We start from the raw sequence: 19,944 nt of genomic DNA, 5'->3' as shown, positions 1-19,944 counted from the left end.
GGACCACCGGACTGCCTTCAGCCGTTCCGGGTCGGCTGCGTCGGCTGCGTCGCCGACCACTGGAGCAGGAAGCGCAGTGCCTCGTACGACGCGGAGTCGGGTTCCGCGGTGTAGGCGATCAACTGCTGGTCGGGGTGGGTGTCCACGGAGAACTGGTGGACGTCGAGGGTGAGCGGGCCCGCCACGGGGTGGCGGTAGGTCTTCGTCAGCTGGCGGGGGCCGCGGACCTGATGGCTGGACCACCAGGTCCGGAAGTCCCGGTCCTGGGCGGTCAGTTCGGCGATCAGGGCGGTCAGCGCGGGGTCGTGCGGGGTCCGGCCCGCCTGCATGCGGAGGACCGCCACGCATTCGCGGGCCGCGCGCGGCCAGTCCGCGTACAGGGCGCGGAAGGTCTCGTCCAGGAAGGTCAGACGGATCAGGTTGCGTTCGGGCGGGGGCACCGCCGTGAAGTCGGTCAGCAGGGCGGCGGCCGCGCCGTTCCAGGCCAGTACGTCCATGCGGCGGTCGAGGACCATCGCCGGGACGTCGGGCATGGTGGACAGGAGGTGGCGCAGGTGCGGGGCGACCTCCGGCGGGCCCGGCCGGCGGGCCGGACGCGTGGGGGCCGTCTCGGCGAGGGTGAAGAGGTGGTCCCGTTCGTCCGGGGCGAGTTGGAGGGCGTCGGCCAGGGCGTCCAGGACCGGGCGGGAGACCCTGCGGGTGCGGCCCTGCTCCAGGCGGACCACGTAGTCGATGCTCACGTGCGCCAGCTGGGCGAGTTCCTCGCGGCGCAGGCCCGGTACGCGGCGCAGCCGGCCGTCGTCCGCAAGGCCCGCCCGCCGCGGGGCGAGGGCGGCGCGGCGGGCGCGCAGGAACTCGCCCAGTTCGTTGTCGGAGGCGGCGGCACCGGGGCTGCTGGTCATGGGTCCAGTGTCCGCCCGGTCGGTCGCCCCGTGCCTGGTACTGGAGTGCATAGGCAGAGTCCTCCCTGGTAGCGGCGGTCCGGGCGGGGCGAACGTGGAGGGCATGAGAACGGACATCACCTTCCCCAGCGCCGGACTGAAGATCTCCGGCCATCTGTACCTTCCCGACGAGGCCACCGCCGGACCGCGTCCCGCCGTCGTCGTCGGGCACCCCGGCACGGGAGTGAAGGAGCAGGCCGCCGGGCTGTACGCGCGGCGGCTCGCCGAGCACGGCTTCGTCACCCTGGCCTTCGACGCCGCCCACCAGGGCGAGAGCGAGGGCGAGCCACGGGGTCTGGAGGATCCCGCCCAGCGGGTCGAGGACCTCAAGGCCGCCGTCTCCTTCCTCACCACCCGGGAGGAGGCCGACCCCGGCCACGTCTCGGCGCTCGGCATCTGCGCCTCCGGCGGGTACGCGCTGGCCGCCGCCGCGACCGACCCGCGGATCAGGGCCGTCGCCACCGTCAGCGCCGTCGACATCGCCCGCCAGTTCCGCAACGGCGCCGACGGGGCCCAGGATCCCGCCGTCCTCCAGGGCATGCTGGCGGCGGCAGCCGCGGCGCGCACCGCCGAGGCCCGGGGCGAGGGGGTGGGGAGCTTCCCGCTCTTCCCCGCCACCGAGGAGGAGGCGCTGGCCGGCGGGGAGCACGTGCACGCGGGATGGGAGTACTACCGCACGCCCCGCGCCCACCACCCCCGCTCGGCCGAGACCCTGACCTGGAACAGCGTCGACCGCATCGCGTCCTTCGACGCCTTCCGCTCCCTCGACCTGCTCGGCCCGCGCCCGCTGCTCATGATCGCCGGACGGGAGGCGGTGACCTCCTGGATGAGCGTGGCAGCCTTCCAGCGGGTCTCCGGTCCCAAGGAACTGTTCTGGATCGACGGCGCGACCCACGTCGACCTCTACGACAGGGACGCGTACGTCACCCCGGCGGTCGAGAAGCTGGCCGGCTTCTTCCGCTGATCCCTCAGTTGTTCCAGGTCTCGTCGTACGGGTCGGCCGGCGTCGGGATCGGCTTGGCCTCGGTGACCTCCAGGAACGGGATCGGGCCGCCGTTCACCGGGTCGCGGGTCTGCCGGGCGGTGTACGTGCCCGTCACCTGGAGCCAGGCGTCCGGCTGGAGGACCGGGGGGATCCTGCCCGTCAGGGCCACCTTCACCGGCTGGGCGTCCGCCGCACAGCAGTTGAGGGCCATACGGACCAGGTAGGGGGTGCCGGCGGTGTCCACGGCCACGAACCCGGAGATGCGGACACTGTGGCCGTCGAGCGAACGGCCGTGGTCGTACACCGCCCGGCCCGCGTAATCGACCAGGGCGAGCGGTATCGGGTCTCCGGTCGGCAACTTCGTGTAGCCGTACGGCTGTTGCAGGGCCGTGCCCGCGCGCAGGGCGCTGTAGGAGCCGAGCGCAGGCGGCGCGATGAGGATCAGGGCCAGGAGGGGGAGGACCAGGAGCCAGGAGATCCGGGGTTCGGGGTGGCTGTGGTCCGAAGCGGTGGAAGTAGCGGTGGAAGCGGTACGACGGCGGCTGCGGCGCCACTCGTACCACGCCGTCGCCAGGGCCGAGACGATCAGGACCGCGCCCGCCGCCAGCAGCAGCGGGCGCAGGCCCGCTTTCACGTAGCGCAGATAGAGGTCGGTGGCGCCCGCGTGCAGCAGGGCGGCCCCCACCAGGAACATCATCGCCGCCTGGGCCTGCCGGTTCACAGCAGCACCGCCCCGGTCAGGACCGCGCCGCCGATCGCCGCGACGAAGGTGGCCGGGGCGAAACGCAGAGCGAAGCCGCGGCCGAAGGTGCCCGCCTGCATCGCGAAGAGTTTGAGGTCGATCATCGGGCCCACGATCAGGAACGCCAGCTTCGCGGTGAGCGAGAACTGGGTGAGGGAGGCCGCCACGAACGCGTCCGCCTCCGAGCAGATGGAGAGGAGTACGGCCAGGATCGACAGGGCGAGGATCGCGATCGCCGGGTTGGCGGCGGCCGTCCGCAGCCACTCCGCCGGGGCCACCGCCTTCAGCGTCGCCGCCGCCATCGCGCCGAGGACCAGGAAGCCGCCCGCGTGCACGGTGTCGTGGCGGACCGAGTCCCAGAACGCCTCCGCCTTGGTCTCGCCCTCGTGGTGCGCGTGCGCCGGCAGGCGCAGCCAGTCGGTACGGCCGAGGCGCTGCCACAGCCAGCCCATCCCGCACGCCACAAGCAGGCTGCCGGCGAACCGCGCCAGCACCATCTCGGGGTTGCGCGGGAACGCCACCGCCGTCGCCGTCAGCACGATCGGGTTGATCGCGGGGGCGGAGAGCAGGAAGGCGATGGCCGCGGCCGGGGTGACGCCCCGGCGGACCAGGGCGCCGGCCACCGGGACGGACGCGCACTCGCAGCCCGGCAGTACGGCGCCGGCCAGCCCCGCGACCGGGACGGCCAGGGCGGGGCGGCCGGGCAGGGCCCGGGCGAAGAAGGACGGGGGCACGAAGACCGCGATCGCCGCCGAGAGCAGCACGCCGAGGACGAGGAACGGGAGCGCCTGGACGACCACCGCCACGAACACCGTCATCCAGCTCTGCATCACCGGCGTCGACAGCGCGCCGCGCACCGGGCCCTGGAACACCACGACCAGGAGGAGGAGCAGGGTCAGGGCCAGGGGGGAGCTGAGGTGCCAGCCCTCGCGGTCGGGCGGGTCGGGGGTGGCGTCGGCGCCGGGGGTCCCGTCCTCGGGCGCGACGCCGGGCGGGGCGGCTTTCTCGGTGATGGCCACGGGTGGGATACCTCCGGCACTTCGGTCAGATCCGGGATTATGCTCCCTCTCCTTCCCTACGGGCGGTCCGGGGCGGCTGTTCACTTCGTTGCTGGAACCATGCGTCCCGTTGAGGCAGTCTTTTCCCTTGTGGCGAGCGTTCCGTATCAAGGTGGTGGCGCCCCGGCGCACATGGTGGTCTGCGGCGACGACGGGCTTGCGCACCGGCTGGCGGCCGAGTTGCGTGTCGTGTACGGCGAGCAGGTCACCCTTGTCGTGCCGCCGAACGTACGGATCGCCAGGCCGCCGGTCGTCGGACGGGCCCGGGCCGCCTCGGCCGCGCTGCTCGACCGGGTGGTCAGCGCCGCCGTCGGACGGGCCAACGGCAACGGCAACGGCAACGGCGGTACCGGCCCGGTCGCCGGTGAAGGCCCGCGCGGGGAGCGGGTGCTGGAGGCCGTCGAGGCCACCGAGGCCGTGCTCGCCGAGGCGGGCGTGGAGCGGGCGGCCGCGCTCGCGCTCGTGTACGACGACGACGAGACCAACATCCGGGCCGCCCTCACCGCCCGCCGGCTGAACCCGCGGCTGCGGCTCGTGCTGCGGCTGTACAACCGGCGGCTGGGGCAGCACATCGAGGAACTCCTCGACCAGGCCGCCGTGTTGGCGGTCGGCGACACGGACGGCGGTGCCGGCGACACGTCCACGACCGTGCTCTCCGACGCCGACACCGCCGCGCCCGCGCTCGCCGCCACCGCGCTCGCCGGGACCGGCAAGGTCATCCAGACGGACGGGCTGGTGCTGCGGGCCGTGGACCTGCCGCCGGGGGCCCTCGCCGGGCAGGACGCCGACCAGGGGCTGTGCACGCTGGCGCTGTTCTCGGCGAACAGCAACGGTCCCGAACCGGCCGAGGGCACCGGGGAGCAGGGACCGCGGCTGCTGCCCGACGACGCGGAGGTACGGGCCGCGGGTGAGCGTGGCGTGATGGTGCTGGAGCAGGTGTCCTCGTCCCCGGCGGCGGCGCAGGACCGGCGCCGGGTCGGGGTCGGGTTCGGGTTCGTACCGCTGCTCGTCTCGCTGTTCTCGCGGCGGCTGCGGTGGTCGCTGGCCGGCGTCGTGGGGTGTGTGGTCGCGCTCGCGGTCGCGCTGTCGGTGGTGACGGGTATTCATCCGGTACGGGCCTTCTACTACACGCTCCTCGATCTGTTCGCCATCGACGATCCCGCGATCGGGCAGTCGCTCGGGCGGCAGATCCTTCAACTGCTCTCCGGGTTGATGGGGTTGCTGTTGCTGCCGGTGCTGCTGGCGGCGGTCCTCGAGGCGCTCGGTACCTTCCGGACGGCTTCTGCTCTGCGGAAGCCGCCGCGGGGGCTGAGCGGGCATGTGGTGCTGCTCGGGCTGGGGAAGATCGGGACGCGGGTGCTGACGCGGCTGCGTGAACTGCATGTCCCCGTGGTGTGCGTCGAGTCCGATCCGGACGCGCGCGGGCTGGCGGTGGCCCGGCGGCTGCGGGTGCCGGTGGTGCTCGGGGACGTCACCCAGGAGGGGGTCCTGGAGGCCGCCAAGATCCATCGGGCGCAGGCGCTGCTCGCGGTGACCAGCGCGGACACGACGAATCTGGAGGCCGTGCTGTACGCGCGGGCGGTACGGCCGGACCTGAAGGCCGTGCTGCGGCTGTACGACGACGACTTCGCGACGGCCGTGTACCGGACGCTGCGGGCCGCGCATCCGCGTGCGGTCACCCGGAGCCGGAGTGTGTCCTATCTGGCGGCGCCGTCCTTCGCGGGGGCGATGCTGGGGCGGCAGATTCTCGGGGCGATTCCGGTGGAGCGGAAGGTGCTGCTGGTGGCGGCGGTGGATGTGGGCGGGCATCCGCAGTTGGAGGGGCGGACGGTGGACGGGGCGTTCCGGGCGGGGGCGTGGCGGGTGCTGGCGCTCGAGGGCCGGCCGGTTGCCGGGGACTATCAGCTGCGGGCCGGGGACCGGGTGGTGGTCGCGGTCACTCGCCGGGGGCTGGCGGAGTTGTCCGGACGCCGGGTACCGCCCGCCCACCCACCGGACTCGCTCAGTTGAGAGGTGGGGGTGGGCGGGTTGCGGTGGTGGGGGCGGTGGGTCCGGCTCAGTCCGTCGGTACTGCCGCCGTAGGCGTGAGGTGGGTTTCCGCGAACTCCATCTCCAGTCTCAGCTGCTTGATCCGTTCGTCGACCACCAGGGAGCCGTGGCCCGCGTCGTAGCGGTAGACCTCGTGCGGGGCCGAGCGGGCTGCCAGACGGGCGACGTAGTTGTCGATCTGGCGGATGGGGCAGCGGGGGTCGTTGAGGCCGGCCGAGATGTAGACCGGGGCCTTGACGTCGTCCACGTAGGTCAGGGGTGAGCTCGCGGCGAAGCGGTCCGGGACCTCCTCCGGCGTGCCGCCCAGCAGCGTGCGGTCCATCGCCTTCAGTGCCTCCATCTCGTCGTGGTACGCCGTGACGTAGTCGGCGACCGGGACGACCGCGACGCCCACCGCCCAGGAATCGGGCTGGGTGCCCAGGCCGAGCAGGGTCAGGTAGCCGCCCCAGGAGCCGCCGGTCAGGATCAGCCGGTCGGGATCGGCCAGGCCGGACTCGACCGCCCAGTCCCGTACCGCCGCCACGTCCTCCAGCTCGATCAGGCCGACCCGGTGCTTCAGCGCGTCCGTCCAGGCGCGGCCGTAGCCCGTGGAGCCCCGGTAGTTGATGCGGACCACCGCGTAGCCGTGGTCCACCCAGGCCGCCGGGCCCGCCGCGAAGCTGTCGCTGTCGTGCCAGGTCGGGCCGCCGTGCAGGTCGAAGACGGTCGGCAACGGGCCCTCCGCTCCCGCCGGCTTCTGGATCAGCGCGTGGATACGGCCGCCGGGGCCCTCCACCCAGGCGTCCGAGACCGGGACGGACGGGGGGCACTTCATGCCCGGCGGGTCCAGGACCACCTCGCCCGTCGTGGAGCGGACCACCGGCGGCTCGGCGGCGGAGGACCAGAGGTACTCGACGGTTCCGTCGGGGCGGGCCGTGGCGCCGGAGACCGAGCCCGCCGGGGTCGGGATCGGGGTCAGCTCGTGTGTCGCCAGGTCGTAGCGGAACAGTTCGCTGCGGGCCTTGTTGCTGTGGGCGATCAGCAGCGCGCTGCCGTCCGGATACCACTCGGCGCTCACGTCGCCCGGCAGGTCGAGGGTCAGGTCCGTCTGCTCGCCGGTCACGACGTCCCAGACCAGCGGTTCCCAGCGGCCGCGCCGCTGGTGGCCGATGAGCAGCCGCGGGTCGCCGTCGACCGGGGCGAAGCCCAGCACCTCCAGGCCCAGTTCCTCCGTGCCGCCCCTGGTGTCGTCCAGCTCGGCGACCGGCGTGGCGTCCGGGCGCAGCACGCGCAGCGCCGAGTGCATCGCGTCGCCGTGCTCGGTGTGCTCGATCGCGATCAGCGAGCCGTCGTGGGAGAGGTCGCCGACGCCCGCCGACTCGGCGTGGCGGTAGATCTCCAGCGGCGCCTTCCCCTCCTCGACCAGGTAGATCGTCGTACCCTCGTCGTCCGTGGAGCGGCCGACGACCGCCGTACGGCCGTCCCGGCCCAGGGCCAGGCCCGAGGGGTACGACGGCTCCAGGCCCGGCGTCGCCTCCTCGTCCGCGCCACCGCCGAAGGGCTGGCGGCGCCAGACGCCGAACTCGTCGCCGTCCTTGTCGTCGAACCACCAGATCCACGCGCCGTCCGGGGAGAGCAGCCCGTCCGTCGTGCCGTTCGGCCGGTTCGTCGCCTGGCGCTGCTCCCCGCTCGCGCGGTCCCAGGCGTACAGCTCATACGTCCCCGTCGCGTTCGACACGAACAGGGAACGGTCGGGGGCGTCCTCCGCCCAGTCCGGAAGGGAGACCCGAGGGGCGCGGAAGCGCTTCTCCCAGTCCGGCATGTCGCTCTCACTCATGGCCGCAGTCATGGCCCCATAGTGCCCGCCTCCGCCCACAATGCGCTGGCGGGTGTCCTCAGCCTGTGGATAACTTTGCGAGCGGCCGCGTGCGCCGGGCCGACCCCACTCCCAACCCCCCGCAAAGCGCCCCGTACCGTGGACGGCGTGTACCGCTTTCTGCTGACACCCCGTTGGTGGGGCATCAACGTCTTCGTGCTGCTCGCCATCCCGTTCTGCATCTTCATGGGGTCGTGGCAGCTGAGCCGCTTCGAGTCGCGGGTCGAGGCGCACCGCAGCGCCGACAAGCAGGTCGAGGCCGCCCGGACGGAAGCGGCCCGGCCCCTGGCCGATCTGCTCCCCGTCGACCAGTCGACCTCCGGCAAGCGGGCCACCGTCAGCGGCCGGTACGCCAAGCAGCTGCTGGTGCCCGACCGGCAGCTCGACGGCAAGGACGGCTTCTACGTTCTGACCCTGCTGCGCACCGACTCCGGCCAGGCCCTGCCCGTGGTCCGCGGCTGGCTGCCCGGCCGGGCCGACGCGGCCGAGGCGCCCGCCCCGCCGGCCGGCGAGGTCACCGTCACCGGCGCGCTCCAGGCCTCCGAGACCCCGGGGGACAACGGCGTCAGCGCCCAGGGCGGGCTGCCGTCGGGACAGACGGCGGCGATCAGCTCGGCCTCGCTGGTGAACCTGGTGCCGTACCGGGTGTACGACGCGTGGATCACGCTGGACAAGGCCGACTCGGGGATGACGGCCGTGCCGGCGACCGCGCCGGACAACTCGGGGCTCGACCTGAAGGCGTTCCAGAACCTCGGCTACACCGGCGAGTGGTTCGTGTTCGCGGGGTTCACGGTGTTCATGTGGTTCCGGCTGCTGCGCCGCGAGGCGGAGTTCGCCCGGGACGCGGCGCTCGGCCTGGTTCCGGACGAGGAGCCCCGGGCCCAGCAGCCGACCGCCGTCTGACGGACGCCGGTCGGCGCCGCCCCCGCGGCGCCGGTCACACCGCCGGCAGGACCCCGGTCCAGTACACCGTCCCGGCGCACGCGTTCGTCACCGTCGCGGAGCCGGTCGGGGACCCGGCCTCCGGGGTGTACGAGATCGCGACGCTGCCGTCGGCCGTGCCGTCCTCGGTGAGCAGCTGGGTGGTGACGCCGTCCGACCCGGACGTGGTCGTACCGGTGCTGGTGCCGGGGTCCTCGGAAGGGGTCGGGGAGGGCGTGCTGCCGCCGGTGCCGCCGGTGTCGGTGGAGCCGTCGGTGCCGGAGCCGCTGGTCGGGCAGGTCTCCAGGGGGACGAAGCCGAACTTCTCGTCGTAGGCCGCGCCGGGGGCCAGGACCAGGCCGGTCAGCTCGGTGGACGGGTCGGGGAGCCCGGCCGCCGCGTCGCCCGAGACGTGCCGGGCCGTGCCGAGCTTGGTGGCGTCGGCCGCACCCTGCGCGAGCAGGCCCACGCTGCCGGGGCCGCCGACCGTACAGCTCGTCTGCGAGACGTTCACGACGCGGAAGGTGCCGTAGACGACGCCCGTCGAGTCGGGGGCGTCGACGGTGGAGGTCGGGGTGGCGAGCTGGTCCGAGGTGCAGACCGGGGCCGTGGTGCCCGCGCTGGCCGAGGGGACGACCTTGGTGCCGCCGACGGAGCCGGTGCTGTCGTCCTTGCCGCTGCCCTTGGTGCCGCCCGGATGCTGGCTGGCGGCCTGGCCGCCGGTGCCGCCGGAGGTGCTGGAGCCGCCGTCCGGGTTCTTGCCGCCGGTGGCGCCGCCCTGGGCCTGGGAGGCCTGGCCGGCCATGGAGGTGTTGGGGTCGGTGCCGCCGGAGTTGGAGACGTGCACGAGGGCGGGGATCGCGGTGCCGATGAAGAGGGCGGCGGCCGCCATGCCGACCGCGGCCTGGCGCTTGCGGGCCCGGCGGGCCGGCACCGCGCGGCGCAGGTGGTCGAGGACGCCGTCGCGCGGTGCGAGATCGTCGACCGCGGAGTGCAGCATCCGGCGCAGGGCCAGTTCGTCGCCGCCGAGCCCGTCATGCCCGGGGCCGAGCCCGTCGAAGCCCTGCCCGAGCTCCTCGGGGCCCTTGTCGTCGGGGCCGTGGTTCACAGTTCCGTTCCCAGCGTGCGATTGCGTGTGCTCTTGCTCGTGGTCCCGCGCCGGCTCTCGCCGACCGGCAGGTTCATGATCCCGCACCGGCTCCCCCGCACCGGGAGAACCCTGCGGTTCCCCAGGACCGTGAGAACCGTGTGGTTCCCCTGGACCGTGAGAACCGTGCGGTTCGTGACCGGCGCCGCGCGGCGCACCGTCCCTCGGCGCACCGTCCGGTGTCGGCTCGTGCCAAGCGTAGGGCTCGTGGCGATCATGTGAGTCGCCTCCCTCGGGGCTGTCCGTCATGCCGACGCCTCCATCACGACCCGCAGCGCCGCGATGCCGCGCGAGCCGTACGCCTTCACCGAGCCCAGCGATATGCCGAGCGTCTCGGCGACCTGGGCCTCGGTCATGTCGGCGAAGTAGCGCAGCACGAGGACCTCGCGCTGGCGGCGCTGCAGGCCCTTCATCGCCTTGATCAGGTCGCGCCGCTCCAGCTGGTCGTACGCGCCCTCCTCGGCGCTCGCCATGTCGGGCATCGGCTTGGAGAGGAGCTTGAGGCCGAGGATGCGGCGGCGCAGCGCGGAGCGGGAGAGGTTGACGACCGTCTGGCGGAGATAGGCCAGGGTCTTCTCCGGGTCGCGGACGCGTTTGCGGGCGGAGTGGACGCGGATGAACGCCTCCTGGACGACGTCCTCGCAGGAGGCGGTGTCGTCGAGGAGGAGCGCGGCGAGGCCGAGGAGCGAACGGTAGTGCGCCCGGTAGGTCTCGGTGAGGTGGTCGACGGTGGTACCGGCCGCCGCCGTCTCCTCACCGCCGTCGCGCTGGCTGGGTATGCGGGTGGGCCGCGCTGCGGGCATGGGCGCGATCACCGGCATGCCGCCGGCCGCGCCGGGGCGCAGGCCCGCGCGGGGCGGCCGCAAGGCCGTCGCGCCGAGGGGCGCACTGAGTTCGAGTACCTCTGCCACGCCAGTTGGACACGCCTACCCCCGTCGGGGTTGTACGTGTCGGGCATTACTTTCGTGTCAGGCGCGCCGGGCGGGGTCGCGCCGGGCATGCCGGGTGGGCCGGCCGGCGCGGTCCAGACCGTTCTCCGCGCGTCCGGCATTACACCAGACGGTGCCTCACATGCCGTCATGCGTCCCGCTCTTCCCTTGTGTCCCATTTGAACGGGCGTCCCCACGCCCTGATCACGGCGTCCCCACGCCAGGATCATGCGTCCTCACGGCCCGAAGGCCGGCCGCGTAAGCGCCCAGTAAGAGGGCGACCGCAAAGACGCTCCCCGCCGTCCGCGTGGTTGCGGAGGACGGGGAGGAAAATCTTCGAACGCCGAGGGGTCGGGATTCAAGTGGTTTGGACCATGCTCATGGCCACATTTCTTACACTGACCCTACGCATGGGCCCGCTCCCACCCAGGACGTTTGCCGTGGTCACCGGCTGTTCACGCAAACTCCGCCGTACCTGAACGGCCAGTCAGTTCCGCCGCCACCAGCTCGGCGATCTGCGCGGTGTTCAGCGCGGCCCCCTTGCGCAGGTTGTCCCCGCAGACGAAGAGCTCCAGCGCGGTCGGGTCGTCGAGCGCCCGCCGTACCCGCCCGACCCAGGTCGGATCGGTGCCCACGACGTCGGCGGGTGTCGGGAACTCCCCGGCGGCCGGGTTGTCGAAGAGGACGACACCCGGGGCGGTGTCCAGGATCTCCCGGGCCCCGTCGACCGTGACCTCGCCCTGGAACCGGGCGTGCACGGTCAGCGAGTGCGTGGTGATGACCGGGACCCGGACGCAGGTCACCGCGACCGGCAGCTTCGGCAGCCCGAGGATCTTGCGGGACTCGTCCCGCACCTTCATCTCCTCCGACGACCAGCCGTCCTCGCGCAGCGACCCGGCCCACGGTACGACGTTCAGCGCGACCGGCTCCGGGAACGGCCCGGTCAGGTCCCCGACGGCCCGCCGCACGTCACCGGGCTTGGTGCCCAGCTCCGTACCGGCGACCATCGACAGCTGGGCCCGCAGCGTGTCCACGCCGGCCCGCCCGGCCCCGCTCACCGCCTGGTACGACGACACCACCAGCTCGCGCAGCCCGAACTCGGCGTGCAGCGCGCCCAGGGCGACGATCATCGACAGGGTGGTGCAGTTGGGGTTGGCGATGATCCCGCGCGGCCGGCTGCGGGCGCAGTGCGGATTGACCTCGGGCACCACCAGGGGCACCTCGGGGTCCATCCGGAAGGCCCCGGAGTTGTCCACCACGACGACACCCTTGGCCGCGGCGATCGGCGCCCAGCGCGCGGACACCTCGTCGGGTACGTCGAACATCGCGACGTCGATCCCGTCGAAGGCCTCCTCCGACAGGGCGACGACCTCGACCTCCTCCCCGCGCACGGTCAGCTTGCGGCCGGCCGAGCGCGCGGAGGCGATCAGGCGGATCTCGCCCCAGACGTCCGCCCGCTGGGACAGGATCTGGAGCATGACCGTGCCGACGGCCCCGGTCGCCCCCACGACCGCGAGCGTCGGCTTGGCAGTCATCGGCCGGTGCCTCCGTAGACCACGGCCTCGTCGCTGTCGGAGTCGAGCCCGAAGGCGGTGTGCACGGCGCGCACGGCCTCCGGCACGTCGTCGGCGCGGGTGACGACCGAGATACGGATCTCGGAGGTCGAGATCAGCTCGATGTTCACGCCCGCGTCGGACAGCGCCTCGAAGAACGAGGCGGTGACCCCGGGGTTGGTCTTCATACCCGCGCCGACCAGCGAGATCTTGCCGATCTGGTCGTCGTACCGGAGCGAGTCGAAGCCGATGCCCGGCCGGTTGCGCTCCAGGGCGTCGATGGCCTTGCGGCCCTCGGTCTTCGGCAGCGTGAAGGAGATGTCCGTCAGGCCGGTGGCGGCGGCGGACACGTTCTGCACGACCATGTCGATGTTGACCTGGGCGTCGGCGATGGTCCGGAAGATCGCGGCGGCCTCACCCGGCTTGTCCGGCACACCGACGACCGTGATCTTGGCCTCGGAGGTGTCGTGCGCGACACCGGAGATGATGGCCTGCTCCACCTTCTTGTCCCCAATCGGCTGACTGCTGACCCACGTGCCCTGAAGTCCGCTGAAGCTGGACCGGACGTGGATCGGGATGTTGTAGCGGCGGGCGTACTCCACACAGCGGTGGAGCAGCACCTTGGAACCGGAGGCGGCGAGCTCCAGCATGTCCTCGAAGGAGATCCAGTCGATCTTCCGCGCCTTCTTCACCACGCGCGGGTCGGCGGTGAACACACCGTCGACGTCGGTGTAGATCTCGCAGACCTCGGCGTCGAGCGCGGCGGCCAGCGCCACGGCCGTGGTGTCGGACCCGCCGCGCCCCAGCGTGGTGATGTCCTTCTTGTCCGCGCTGACGCCCTGGAACCCGGCCACGATGGCGATGTTGCCCTCGTCCAGCGCCGTCCTGATCCGCCCCGGCGTGACGTCGATGATCCGGGCTTTGTTGTGGACCGAGTCGGTGATGACGCCTGCCTGGCTGCCGGTGAACGACTGGGCCTCGTGGCCCAGGTTTTTGATCGCCATGGCCAGCAGTGCCATGGAGATCCGCTCTCCGGCGGTCAGCAGCATGTCGAACTCACGCCCGGCAGGCATCGGGGACACCTGCTCGGCCAGATCGATCAGCTCGTCCGTCGTGTCGCCCATCGCGGAAACGACGACAACCACCTGGTTGCCGTTCTTCTTCGCTTCCACGATTCGCTTGGCGACGCGCTTGATGCCCTCGGCATCGGCAACGGAGGAACCTCCGTACTTCTGCACGACAAGGCCCACGTGCGCTCCTCGCTCGGTTTGTCTCTGTCGGCTCAGTTTAACGAGCGGTCGAATTCCACCAGCGTGCTCCCGCATGGTGAGACGTCCTGGCGGGGTGTTCCGCCGCTCGCTTCCGGGACGGAACATGCCCCGTGCACGGCACACCACGCGGAAAAGTGCGGTGGCTCACAGTGCCGCCCGTACATGCGCGTTTCCTCAGCTCCGGAGCGGACCGACCCCGGCACGGAGCGAGACGACGCCCATCCCGGCGGCGGTCAAGGACCGCGACGAGGGAGCGCGCTCCTGGACCGTCGGTGTAAGCAGGTACACCATGACGGCGCCGATCCTTCTCCTCCTTCTCTCCGGCATCGTGCTGCTGGGCGCGAGCGTGCAGTGGCTGACCGGAATGGGTTTCGCGCTGGTCGCCGTACCGGCCCTGATCCTGCTGCTCGGCCCGGCCCAGGGGGTCGCCCTGGCGAACTGCGCGGCGGGCGCGATCAGCGTGGTGGGCCTGGCGGGCGGCTGGCGCCGGGTCCGCCCGGCGGCGATGGTCCCGCTGTGCGCGGCGGCGGCCTGCACGGTCCCGGCGGGCACCTGGGTCACCCACCACCTCCCGCAGCCATTGCTCCTGTTGATGATGGGCGCCCTGGTGACGGCAGCGGTCGTGCTGGTCATGCGGGGCGCCCGGCTCCCCGCGCTGCACGGCAGGGCGGGGGCACTGACGGCCGGCGCGGTGGGCGGCTTCATGAACTCGGCGGCGGGCGTGGGCGGCCCCCCGGTCTCCCTCTACGCGCTCAACGCGGGCTGGACGGTACGGGAGTTCGTCCCCAACGCGCAGTTCTACGGCGTGGTCGTCAACGCGTTCTCGGTGACGGCGAACGGGGTGCCGGGGCTGAGTGCCGGGGAGTGGACAGCGGTGGCCGGGGCGATGGCATGGGGCGGCGTGATCGGCAGAACGGTGGGCGACCGCCTGCCCGAACACCACGCCCGCCGCCTGGTCCTCGCCCTGGCCCTGGCGGGCGGGGTCACGGCGGTCACGAAGGGGGTGTGGACGCTGTGACGGTCGCGGCACGGCGACTCAGTCCACGAACTCCTTGAGGAGCTCCGTGTCGAGAGTGAAGTTCACCGGTTCCGGAAGCTTCACGGCCGCTCCGAACGGCAGTTTCTCCTCGTGCCGGTAGCGACCGTCCTCCGGTTGGCTGAAGACGACGACCGAGCAGTCGTCGCGGTCGATGAGGAGGTGGACGGGGATGCCGGCCGCGGCGTAGCAAGGAGGCTTCGCCGTACGCGTGTGCCGGTCCGAGTCATGGTCGTCTGCGGTGATCGCGACGACCATGAGCACGCCGTCGGGCTCGGACCACTCACCATGGCCCGTGAAATGCCCGGCTGGTGCCAGCACGCCGTCGACGCGCGCCCGGTCCGCACCACCGGCTCCGCTACGCACGCCCCGGAACCCGTACAGCCACAGGCCTCGCGGCTCCTCTGTCCACAGTCTCTGCAACCAAGCGAGGATCTCGCTGCGGTTTCCGTCCGGCCCGCGTTTCACCGCCAGCCGACCGCCGATGAACTCCAGCCACACCGTCTCCGGGGCACTGCGTTCGAGCTCCTCCAAATCCTCGACGGTCATCTGCGGTCGGTTCACCGCAGTCCCGCCGCGCGCCGCAGGGCCTCGACGGTGATGTGCTCCTTGATCCACCGCAGATGGCCGGCGAGCGTGATCCAGCGCAGCGAGGTGCGGCAGGCCTGCTGGCCGTAGCGGGGGTGCTCGGCGGCGAGCGCCTTGTAGCCCATCGCGTGGCCCTCGTGGAGATGGTCGATGAAGACGGCGAGGTCGCGGTCGCGGGGGCTCAGGTGCGCGAAGTCCGCATCGGCGTGCGGGGCTTCGTCACCCGCGGAACGCTTCCCGTACCCCGTTCTGGCCATGGGGTGCGACGGGGACGGCAGGGCAGGGCTAGGGTGGGCGCAAGCCACCACCGAAGGCCTCTTTCGATGTGTAGGTCCAGGCCCCGGAGCCGGTGTTCCAGCACCGACCGGGGCCGATCTGTTTGCCGCGAACCTAGAGCGCCTTTACGTTCCGACGCAAGCCGATCACGGAACGTCACTCTTTCGAGGTAGGTGGCTTCAACTCACCTACAGACTTGGTTGGTTGGGTTGTTCCAAACCAACCCAAAACCCAAGGGAAGAGCTCGGAGCCCGGAGCCCGGGGCTCGGGCTCCGGGCCGAACCGGGCGGTCACGACGCCGTCGACATCGCGTGCAGTGCCGCGAGCTGGACCCGGTTCTCCACGCCGAGCTTGCGGAGGATCGTGCTGACGTGGGACTTGACCGTGGTGGGGCTGAGGAAGAGGGAGTGGGCGATCTGGGGGTTGGTGCGGCCCTCGACGAGGAGGGAGAGGACCTCCCGTTCCCGGGGTGAGAGGAGGGTGCGGGGTTCCGGGCTCGCCGGGTGTGCGGCGAGGGAGCGGACGGCCGCCGCCAACTCGGCTGCGGACGCCGTGCAGTTCAGCAGGAGACGAGGGGAGCCCGACCGGTCGTCCTCGTTCGTGCGGCCGCAGTGTCCCGGTCCGACGAGGACGAGCGGTGCCGTCTGCGCGAGATGGTCGTGGGCCGCCCTGGCCCAGGGCGCGCCGGCCGCCTCGGCCAGGAGGACGTCGGGCCGCACACTGCCGACGAACTCCCGGGTGGGCCAGGCCCCGACGGCCGCGACCACGTGGATGCCGTCGGCTCCTCGGAGTTGGCCCTCGACACGCGTGCGCAGCAACAACTCGTCCATGGCGAGCATCACCCGGATCAAAGTTTCCCCCTGGTAACTGCATTGAGTTGTTAAAAGGTCATGTACAGGGTAACTGCGGCCACTTGAAAGGTCCGCGAGATCTTCACCTCCCACGGCACCGCCCATCGTCCGGGCGGAGGGGGTCGGTCGGCGGATACCGGCGGCGGTCCACACGCGTAAGGATCTTCCTCGGCTCCACAACCGCAACGTCGTCGTCCCAGGCGGAGGCGCAGGCCGAGGGCAAGCGCGTGGCGCTGGGCAAGCTCAGTGCCTTCACGAAGTGGGTGAACGGCCTCTCCAACTTCAACCCGGTGAAGTGGGCCATCAAGGCTTCGCCGGAGTACATCGTCATCCAGCTCATCGAATGGCTGGCCAACCAGGTCGTCTGACCTCACGCACCCCCGGGGGCTCCTGCGGGAGCCCCCGGACCTTCAGCAGCCGACCAGGAACGGACATGGGGCAGGACATCGGTCAGGACATGGGGCAGGACATGGGGCAGGACACGCCCCGGAAGTCGCGCGGGCAGATCGTGGCGGACAACCTCTGGGGTTCTCCCGCCCTCTTCGCCGGCTGCGCCTTTCTCTTCTTCTTCCTTCTGCGCGATGACACCGGCGAACGCATCGGATGGACTCTGTACTTCCTCGGCTGGGTCCCGCCCCTGTGCATGGCCGTGTGGTGCGCGGTGACCCGGCAGAAGCCGGGCGTCGGGGGCGTGTTCGCGCCGGTGCTGCTGATCGCCGCCGGGTTCGTCTTCTGGCTGAACCACGGCTGGCCGCTCTCGTGATCGACGTCAGCTCGCTCTCCAAGTCGTACGGGAAGAAGCGCGTCGTCGACGAGCTGTCCTTCACCGTGGCCCCCGGGACCGTCACCGGCTTTCTCGGCCCCAATGGGGCGGGGAAGACGACGACGTTGCGCATGCTGCTCGGGCTCACCCGGCCGGATGCCGGTACCGCGCTGATCGAAGGCCGGCCCTATCACGAGCACCCGGACCCCCTGCGGGTCGTGGGAGCCTTGCTCGACGCCCGCTGGACGCACCCCAAGCGGTCCGCGCGAGCGCATCTGGAGTGGCTGGCGGCCGCCAACCGGATCGAACGGCGGCGGGTCGGCGAGGTGCTGGAACAGGTCGGCCTCACCGCCGTGGCCGACCGGCCCGCCGGGACGTTCTCCCTGGGCATGGCCCAACGGCTCGGCCTGGCCGTCGCGTTGCTCGGCGAGCCGCGTGTGCTGGTGCTCGACGAACCCGTCAACGGCCTCGACCCGGAAGGCATAGCGTGGATGCGCGGCATGATCCGGGCCCAGGCCGCCGAGGGCCGTACCGTCCTCGTCTCCAGTCATCTGCTCGCCGAGATGGCGCTCACCGCCGACCACGTCGTGGTCATCGGGCAGGGGCGTCTCATCGCCCAGCACAGCGTCGAGGAGCTCACCGCCCAGGCCGCCGACCAGGCCGAACCGCCCGCCGTGCTGGTCCGCGCGGACGACCCGGCGCGGCTGCGCACGGCCCTGGCCGAGGGGGGTGCCACGGTGGAGGACGCCGGACAGCCGGCCTTGCTCGTACGGGGACTGAGCAGCGAGGAGATCGGTCGCCTCGCGCTGCGCGCGGGCATCGCGCTCTTCGAGCTCACTCCCCGCCGTGCCACCGTGGAGGACGCGTTCCTCCGACTGACCAGTCAGGCCGTCGAGTTCAGAGGAGACGTCCGCGCATGAGCAGGATGCGTTCCGTGGTCGACCCCGCGGGTGTGCGGGCGGAGTTCGTCAAGCTCCGTACGCTGTCCTCCACTTGGTGGTTCCTCGCGGTCACCGCGGTCGTCTCGCTCGCCTTCAGCGGGATCGGCGTGGGCGTGACCGAGAGCGGGCAGCGGCCCGGACTCGTCGACGCGATGACCGGCCCGGCGTTCGGCCAGTCGCTGATGATGCTGCTCGCGGCCCGCACGGCCACCCAGGAATTCCGTACCGGAACGATCTGGGCGTCGTACCTGGCGGTGCCGGACTGGCGTCGGCTGATCGGGGCCAAGGCCGTGACGACCGTCGTCGGGTCCGTGGCCGTGGGTGCCGTGCTGTGTGCGGGAGGGCTGGCGGTGGCCGCGGTGGTGGCCCCGCGGGCGGATCTGGCGCCCGACACCGGCGCCGAGTGGCGCACCCTGTGCGGAATCGTCCTCACCTACGCGATCGGCGCGGCCATCGGCGTCTCCGTCGGCGTCCTGGTCAAGAGCGCCGGCCTCGCCATCACCCTGCTCCTGGTCTGGCCGTTCGTGGCCGAGCCCGCCCTGGGGCCGCTGGCCGACTGGCTGCTGGGCACCGGCGTCTCGCCCTGGCTGCCCTTCACCGCGATGAACGCCGTCAGCGGCGACCCGGCGGCTCCCCCGCTGCCGGGCGGCGCGCTCACCGGCGTCCTGTACGTGACCGTGCTGGCCGCCGCACTCCTCGTCTGCGCGACGGCCGTCCAGCGGAGACGGGACCTCTGAACCCGCCTCCCGCCGCCGACAGGCCCTAGCTCCGCCGGATCCCCAGCGACTCGCCGATCTCCTCCTGCATGACCTGGCCGGCCTCGAACTCCAGGGTCTCGTCGCCGATCGTGTCCTGGTCCGTGTCCAGGCCGTCCAGCTCCGCCAGGGGCTGGTTGAGGCGGACGTGGATGAGGATGGACTGGAGGGCGCGCAGGGTGGCGGAGGCGGTGGGGCCCCAGTTGGAGAAGTAGGAGAACTGCCACCACCACAGCGCCTCCGTGGTGCGGCCGGCCCGGTAGTGGGCCATGCCGTGGCGGAGGTCGGTGATGATGTCGGCCAGGTCGTCCGAGAGACGGGCCGGCACGGGCGCCCGGCGGGGCTCGTACGGGTCGAAGACCTCGGAGTAGACGTCGATGGGCTCCAGGATGCGCGCGAAGTTCTCGCGGAGCTGGTCGACGTCCGGCTCGGGGCCCAGGTCCGGCTCGTAGCGCTCGTCGGGGACGATGTCCTCGTGCGCGCCGAGGCGGCCGCCGGCCAGCAGCAGCTGGGAGACCTCCAGGAGGAGGAAGGGGACCGCCGAGTCCGGCTCGTCGCCCTTCGCCACCTCCGTGACGGCCACCAGGAAACTCTCGACCTGGTCGGCGATCTGGACCGCGAAGTCGTCGGGGTCCTGGGCGGTCGCGTGCAGTGTGGCGTCAGACATCTAGGAGTCGTCTCCCCTCGAAGGCGCGGCCGAGGGTGACCTCGTCCGCGTATTCCAGGTCGCCACCCACCGGGAGGCCGCTGGCCAGGCGGGTGACCTTCAGGCCCATGGGTTTGATCATGCGGGCGAGGTAGGTGGCGGTCGCCTCGCCCTCCAGGTTCGGGTCCGTGGCCAGGATGAGTTCGGTGACCGCGCCGTCTGCCAGACGGGCGAGCAGCTCCCTTATCCGCAGATCGTCGGGGCCGACGCCCTCGATCGGGCTGATGGCGCCGCCGAGCACGTGGTAGCGGCCGCGGAACTCACGGGTGCGCTCGATGGCGACCACGTCCTTGGGCTCCTCGACCACGCAGATGACGGTCAGGTCGCGGCGCGCGTCGCGGCAGATGTTGCACAGCTCCTCCTGTGCCACGTTGCCGCAGGTCGCGCAGAAGCGGACCTTCGCCTTCACCTCCAGGAGGGCCTGGGCGAGCCGTCGTACGTCCGTCGGCTCCGCCTGCAGGATGTGGAAGGCGATCCGCTGCGCGCTCTTCGGACCGACGCCGGGCAACCGCCCCAACTCGTCGATGAGGTCCTGGACCACGCCTTCGTACAACGGACTGCCCTTCCTGGAGTCTTT

At 72.0% G+C, this 19,944-nt stretch carries 21 protein-coding genes; 8 read left to right on the top strand and 13 right to left on the bottom strand.

Going from position 1 to position 19,944, the window contains the following annotated elements:
* Positions 1–17 precede the first annotated feature (17 nt).
* The gene (locus tag ACFWXC_RS10265; RefSeq protein ID WP_384476066.1) at positions 18–902 is read right to left on the bottom strand and encodes a helix-turn-helix transcriptional regulator; all 885 of its coding nucleotides are present in this window, start codon (positions 900–902) and stop codon (positions 18–20) included.
* A gap of 103 nt (positions 903–1,005) precedes the next feature.
* Here ACFWXC_RS10265 and ACFWXC_RS10260 point away from each other — a divergent pair, with 103 nt between their 5' ends.
* Entirely contained in the window at positions 1,006–1,905 is a 900-nt protein-coding gene (locus ACFWXC_RS10260; RefSeq protein WP_384476063.1) for an alpha/beta hydrolase, read from the top strand.
* A 4-nt stretch (positions 1,906–1,909) separates the two neighbouring features.
* Here ACFWXC_RS10260 and ACFWXC_RS10255 read toward each other — a convergent pair whose 3' ends face one another.
* Both ACFWXC_RS10255 and ACFWXC_RS10250 read right to left on the bottom strand, forming a co-directional pair.
* Positions 1,910–2,647, bottom strand: coding sequence for a TIGR03943 family putative permease subunit (locus ACFWXC_RS10255; protein ID WP_384476060.1), 738 nt, complete (start codon positions 2,645–2,647; stop codon positions 1,910–1,912).
* Positions 2,644–3,687, bottom strand: coding sequence for a permease (locus tag ACFWXC_RS10250; protein ID WP_384476057.1), 1,044 nt, complete (start codon positions 3,685–3,687; stop codon positions 2,644–2,646). Before ACFWXC_RS10250 ends, ACFWXC_RS10255 begins: the two co-directional genes overlap by 4 nt.
* A 171-nt stretch (positions 3,688–3,858) precedes the next feature.
* On the opposite strand from ACFWXC_RS10250, the gene ACFWXC_RS10245 reads away from it, so the two are divergent.
* Positions 3,859–5,736, top strand: coding sequence for an NAD-binding protein (locus ACFWXC_RS10245; RefSeq protein WP_384476143.1), 1,878 nt, complete (start codon positions 3,859–3,861; stop codon positions 5,734–5,736).
* A 46-nt stretch (positions 5,737–5,782) separates the two neighbouring features.
* Here ACFWXC_RS10245 and ACFWXC_RS10240 read toward each other — a convergent pair whose 3' ends face one another.
* Positions 5,783–7,591, bottom strand: coding sequence for a prolyl oligopeptidase family serine peptidase (locus tag ACFWXC_RS10240; RefSeq protein ID WP_384476055.1), 1,809 nt, complete (start codon positions 7,589–7,591; stop codon positions 5,783–5,785).
* A gap of 147 nt (positions 7,592–7,738) precedes the next feature.
* On the opposite strand from ACFWXC_RS10240, the gene ACFWXC_RS10235 reads away from it, so the two are divergent.
* On the top strand, positions 7,739–8,533 hold the full coding sequence (locus ACFWXC_RS10235) for an SURF1 family protein (RefSeq protein WP_384476052.1): 795 nt from the start codon (positions 7,739–7,741) through the stop codon (positions 8,531–8,533).
* Between the two features lie 34 nt (positions 8,534–8,567).
* Here the strand turns inward: ACFWXC_RS10235 and ACFWXC_RS10230 are convergent, their stop codons facing one another.
* The 4 genes from ACFWXC_RS10230 to ACFWXC_RS10215 all read right to left on the bottom strand — a co-directional run bounded on the left by ACFWXC_RS10230 (position 8,568) and on the right by ACFWXC_RS10215 (position 13,430).
* Entirely contained in the window at positions 8,568–9,659 is a 1,092-nt protein-coding gene (locus tag ACFWXC_RS10230; RefSeq protein ID WP_384476049.1) for a hypothetical protein, read from the bottom strand.
* 284 nt (positions 9,660–9,943) lie between these two features.
* A complete protein-coding gene (locus ACFWXC_RS10225; protein ID WP_384476140.1) occupies positions 9,944–10,519 on the bottom strand; it encodes a SigE family RNA polymerase sigma factor in 576 nt (191 codons plus the stop codon).
* A 563-nt stretch (positions 10,520–11,082) separates the two neighbouring features.
* Positions 11,083–12,162 (bottom strand): aspartate-semialdehyde dehydrogenase, encoded by a 1,080-nt coding sequence (locus ACFWXC_RS10220; RefSeq protein ID WP_384476046.1) that lies wholly within the window; start codon positions 12,160–12,162, stop codon positions 11,083–11,085.
* Entirely contained in the window at positions 12,159–13,430 is a 1,272-nt protein-coding gene (locus ACFWXC_RS10215; RefSeq protein WP_351317465.1) for an aspartate kinase, read from the bottom strand. The genes ACFWXC_RS10220 and ACFWXC_RS10215 overlap by 4 nt, the downstream gene beginning before the upstream one ends.
* A gap of 310 nt (positions 13,431–13,740) precedes the next feature.
* Here ACFWXC_RS10215 and ACFWXC_RS10210 point away from each other — a divergent pair, with 310 nt between their 5' ends.
* On the top strand, positions 13,741–14,469 hold the full coding sequence (locus ACFWXC_RS10210; RefSeq protein WP_384476043.1) for a TSUP family transporter: 729 nt from the start codon (positions 13,741–13,743) through the stop codon (positions 14,467–14,469).
* Positions 14,470–14,487: 18 nt separating this feature from the next.
* Here the strand turns inward: ACFWXC_RS10210 and ACFWXC_RS10205 are convergent, their stop codons facing one another.
* The 3 genes from ACFWXC_RS10205 to ACFWXC_RS10195 all read right to left on the bottom strand — a co-directional run bounded on the left by ACFWXC_RS10205 (position 14,488) and on the right by ACFWXC_RS10195 (position 16,190).
* Positions 14,488–15,036, bottom strand: a complete 549-nt coding sequence (locus ACFWXC_RS10205; RefSeq protein ID WP_384476040.1) for a Uma2 family endonuclease — start codon at positions 15,034–15,036, stop codon at positions 14,488–14,490.
* Between the two features lie 11 nt (positions 15,037–15,047).
* Positions 15,048–15,332 (bottom strand): hypothetical protein, encoded by a 285-nt coding sequence (locus ACFWXC_RS10200; RefSeq protein ID WP_384476037.1) that lies wholly within the window; start codon positions 15,330–15,332, stop codon positions 15,048–15,050.
* Positions 15,333–15,641: 309 nt separating this feature from the next.
* The gene (locus ACFWXC_RS10195) at positions 15,642–16,190 is read right to left on the bottom strand and encodes a response regulator transcription factor (protein ID WP_384476034.1); all 549 of its coding nucleotides are present in this window, start codon (positions 16,188–16,190) and stop codon (positions 15,642–15,644) included.
* Between the two features lie 239 nt (positions 16,191–16,429).
* On the opposite strand from ACFWXC_RS10195, the gene ACFWXC_RS10190 reads away from it, so the two are divergent.
* The 4 genes from ACFWXC_RS10190 (at position 16,430) to ACFWXC_RS10175 (ending at position 18,643) form a co-directional block, all read left to right on the top strand.
* Complete coding sequence (locus tag ACFWXC_RS10190; RefSeq protein WP_384476031.1) at positions 16,430–16,570, top strand: hypothetical protein; 141 nt, start codon at positions 16,430–16,432, stop codon at positions 16,568–16,570.
* 65 nt (positions 16,571–16,635) lie between these two features.
* Entirely contained in the window at positions 16,636–16,965 is a 330-nt protein-coding gene (locus ACFWXC_RS10185) for a hypothetical protein (protein WP_384476028.1), read from the top strand.
* Entirely contained in the window at positions 16,962–17,885 is a 924-nt protein-coding gene (locus ACFWXC_RS10180; RefSeq protein ID WP_384476025.1) for an ABC transporter ATP-binding protein, read from the top strand. The genes ACFWXC_RS10185 and ACFWXC_RS10180 overlap by 4 nt, the downstream gene beginning before the upstream one ends.
* Positions 17,882–18,643: a hypothetical protein gene (locus ACFWXC_RS10175; protein ID WP_384476022.1), complete on the top strand. Its 762-nt coding sequence runs from the start codon at positions 17,882–17,884 to the stop codon at positions 18,641–18,643. The genes ACFWXC_RS10180 and ACFWXC_RS10175 overlap by 4 nt, the downstream gene beginning before the upstream one ends.
* Before the next feature lie 25 nt (positions 18,644–18,668).
* On the opposite strand, the gene ACFWXC_RS10170 is transcribed toward ACFWXC_RS10175, so the two are convergent.
* On the bottom strand, positions 18,669–19,328 hold the full coding sequence (locus ACFWXC_RS10170) for a DUF5063 domain-containing protein (protein ID WP_384476019.1): 660 nt from the start codon (positions 19,326–19,328) through the stop codon (positions 18,669–18,671).
* Positions 19,321–19,920 carry a recombination mediator RecR gene (gene recR, locus ACFWXC_RS10165; protein WP_384476016.1) on the bottom strand — a complete coding sequence of 200 codons (600 nt, stop codon included), beginning with the start codon at positions 19,918–19,920 and terminating at the stop codon, positions 19,321–19,323. The genes ACFWXC_RS10170 and recR overlap by 8 nt, the downstream gene beginning before the upstream one ends.
* Between the last annotated feature and the right edge of the window lie 24 nt (positions 19,921–19,944).

Source organism: Streptomyces sp. NPDC058683 (assembly GCF_042716195.1).
Taxonomy (GTDB): Bacteria; Actinomycetota; Actinomycetes; order Streptomycetales; family Streptomycetaceae; genus Streptomyces.
This window is presented reverse-complemented; position numbering and strand designations above follow the sequence as displayed.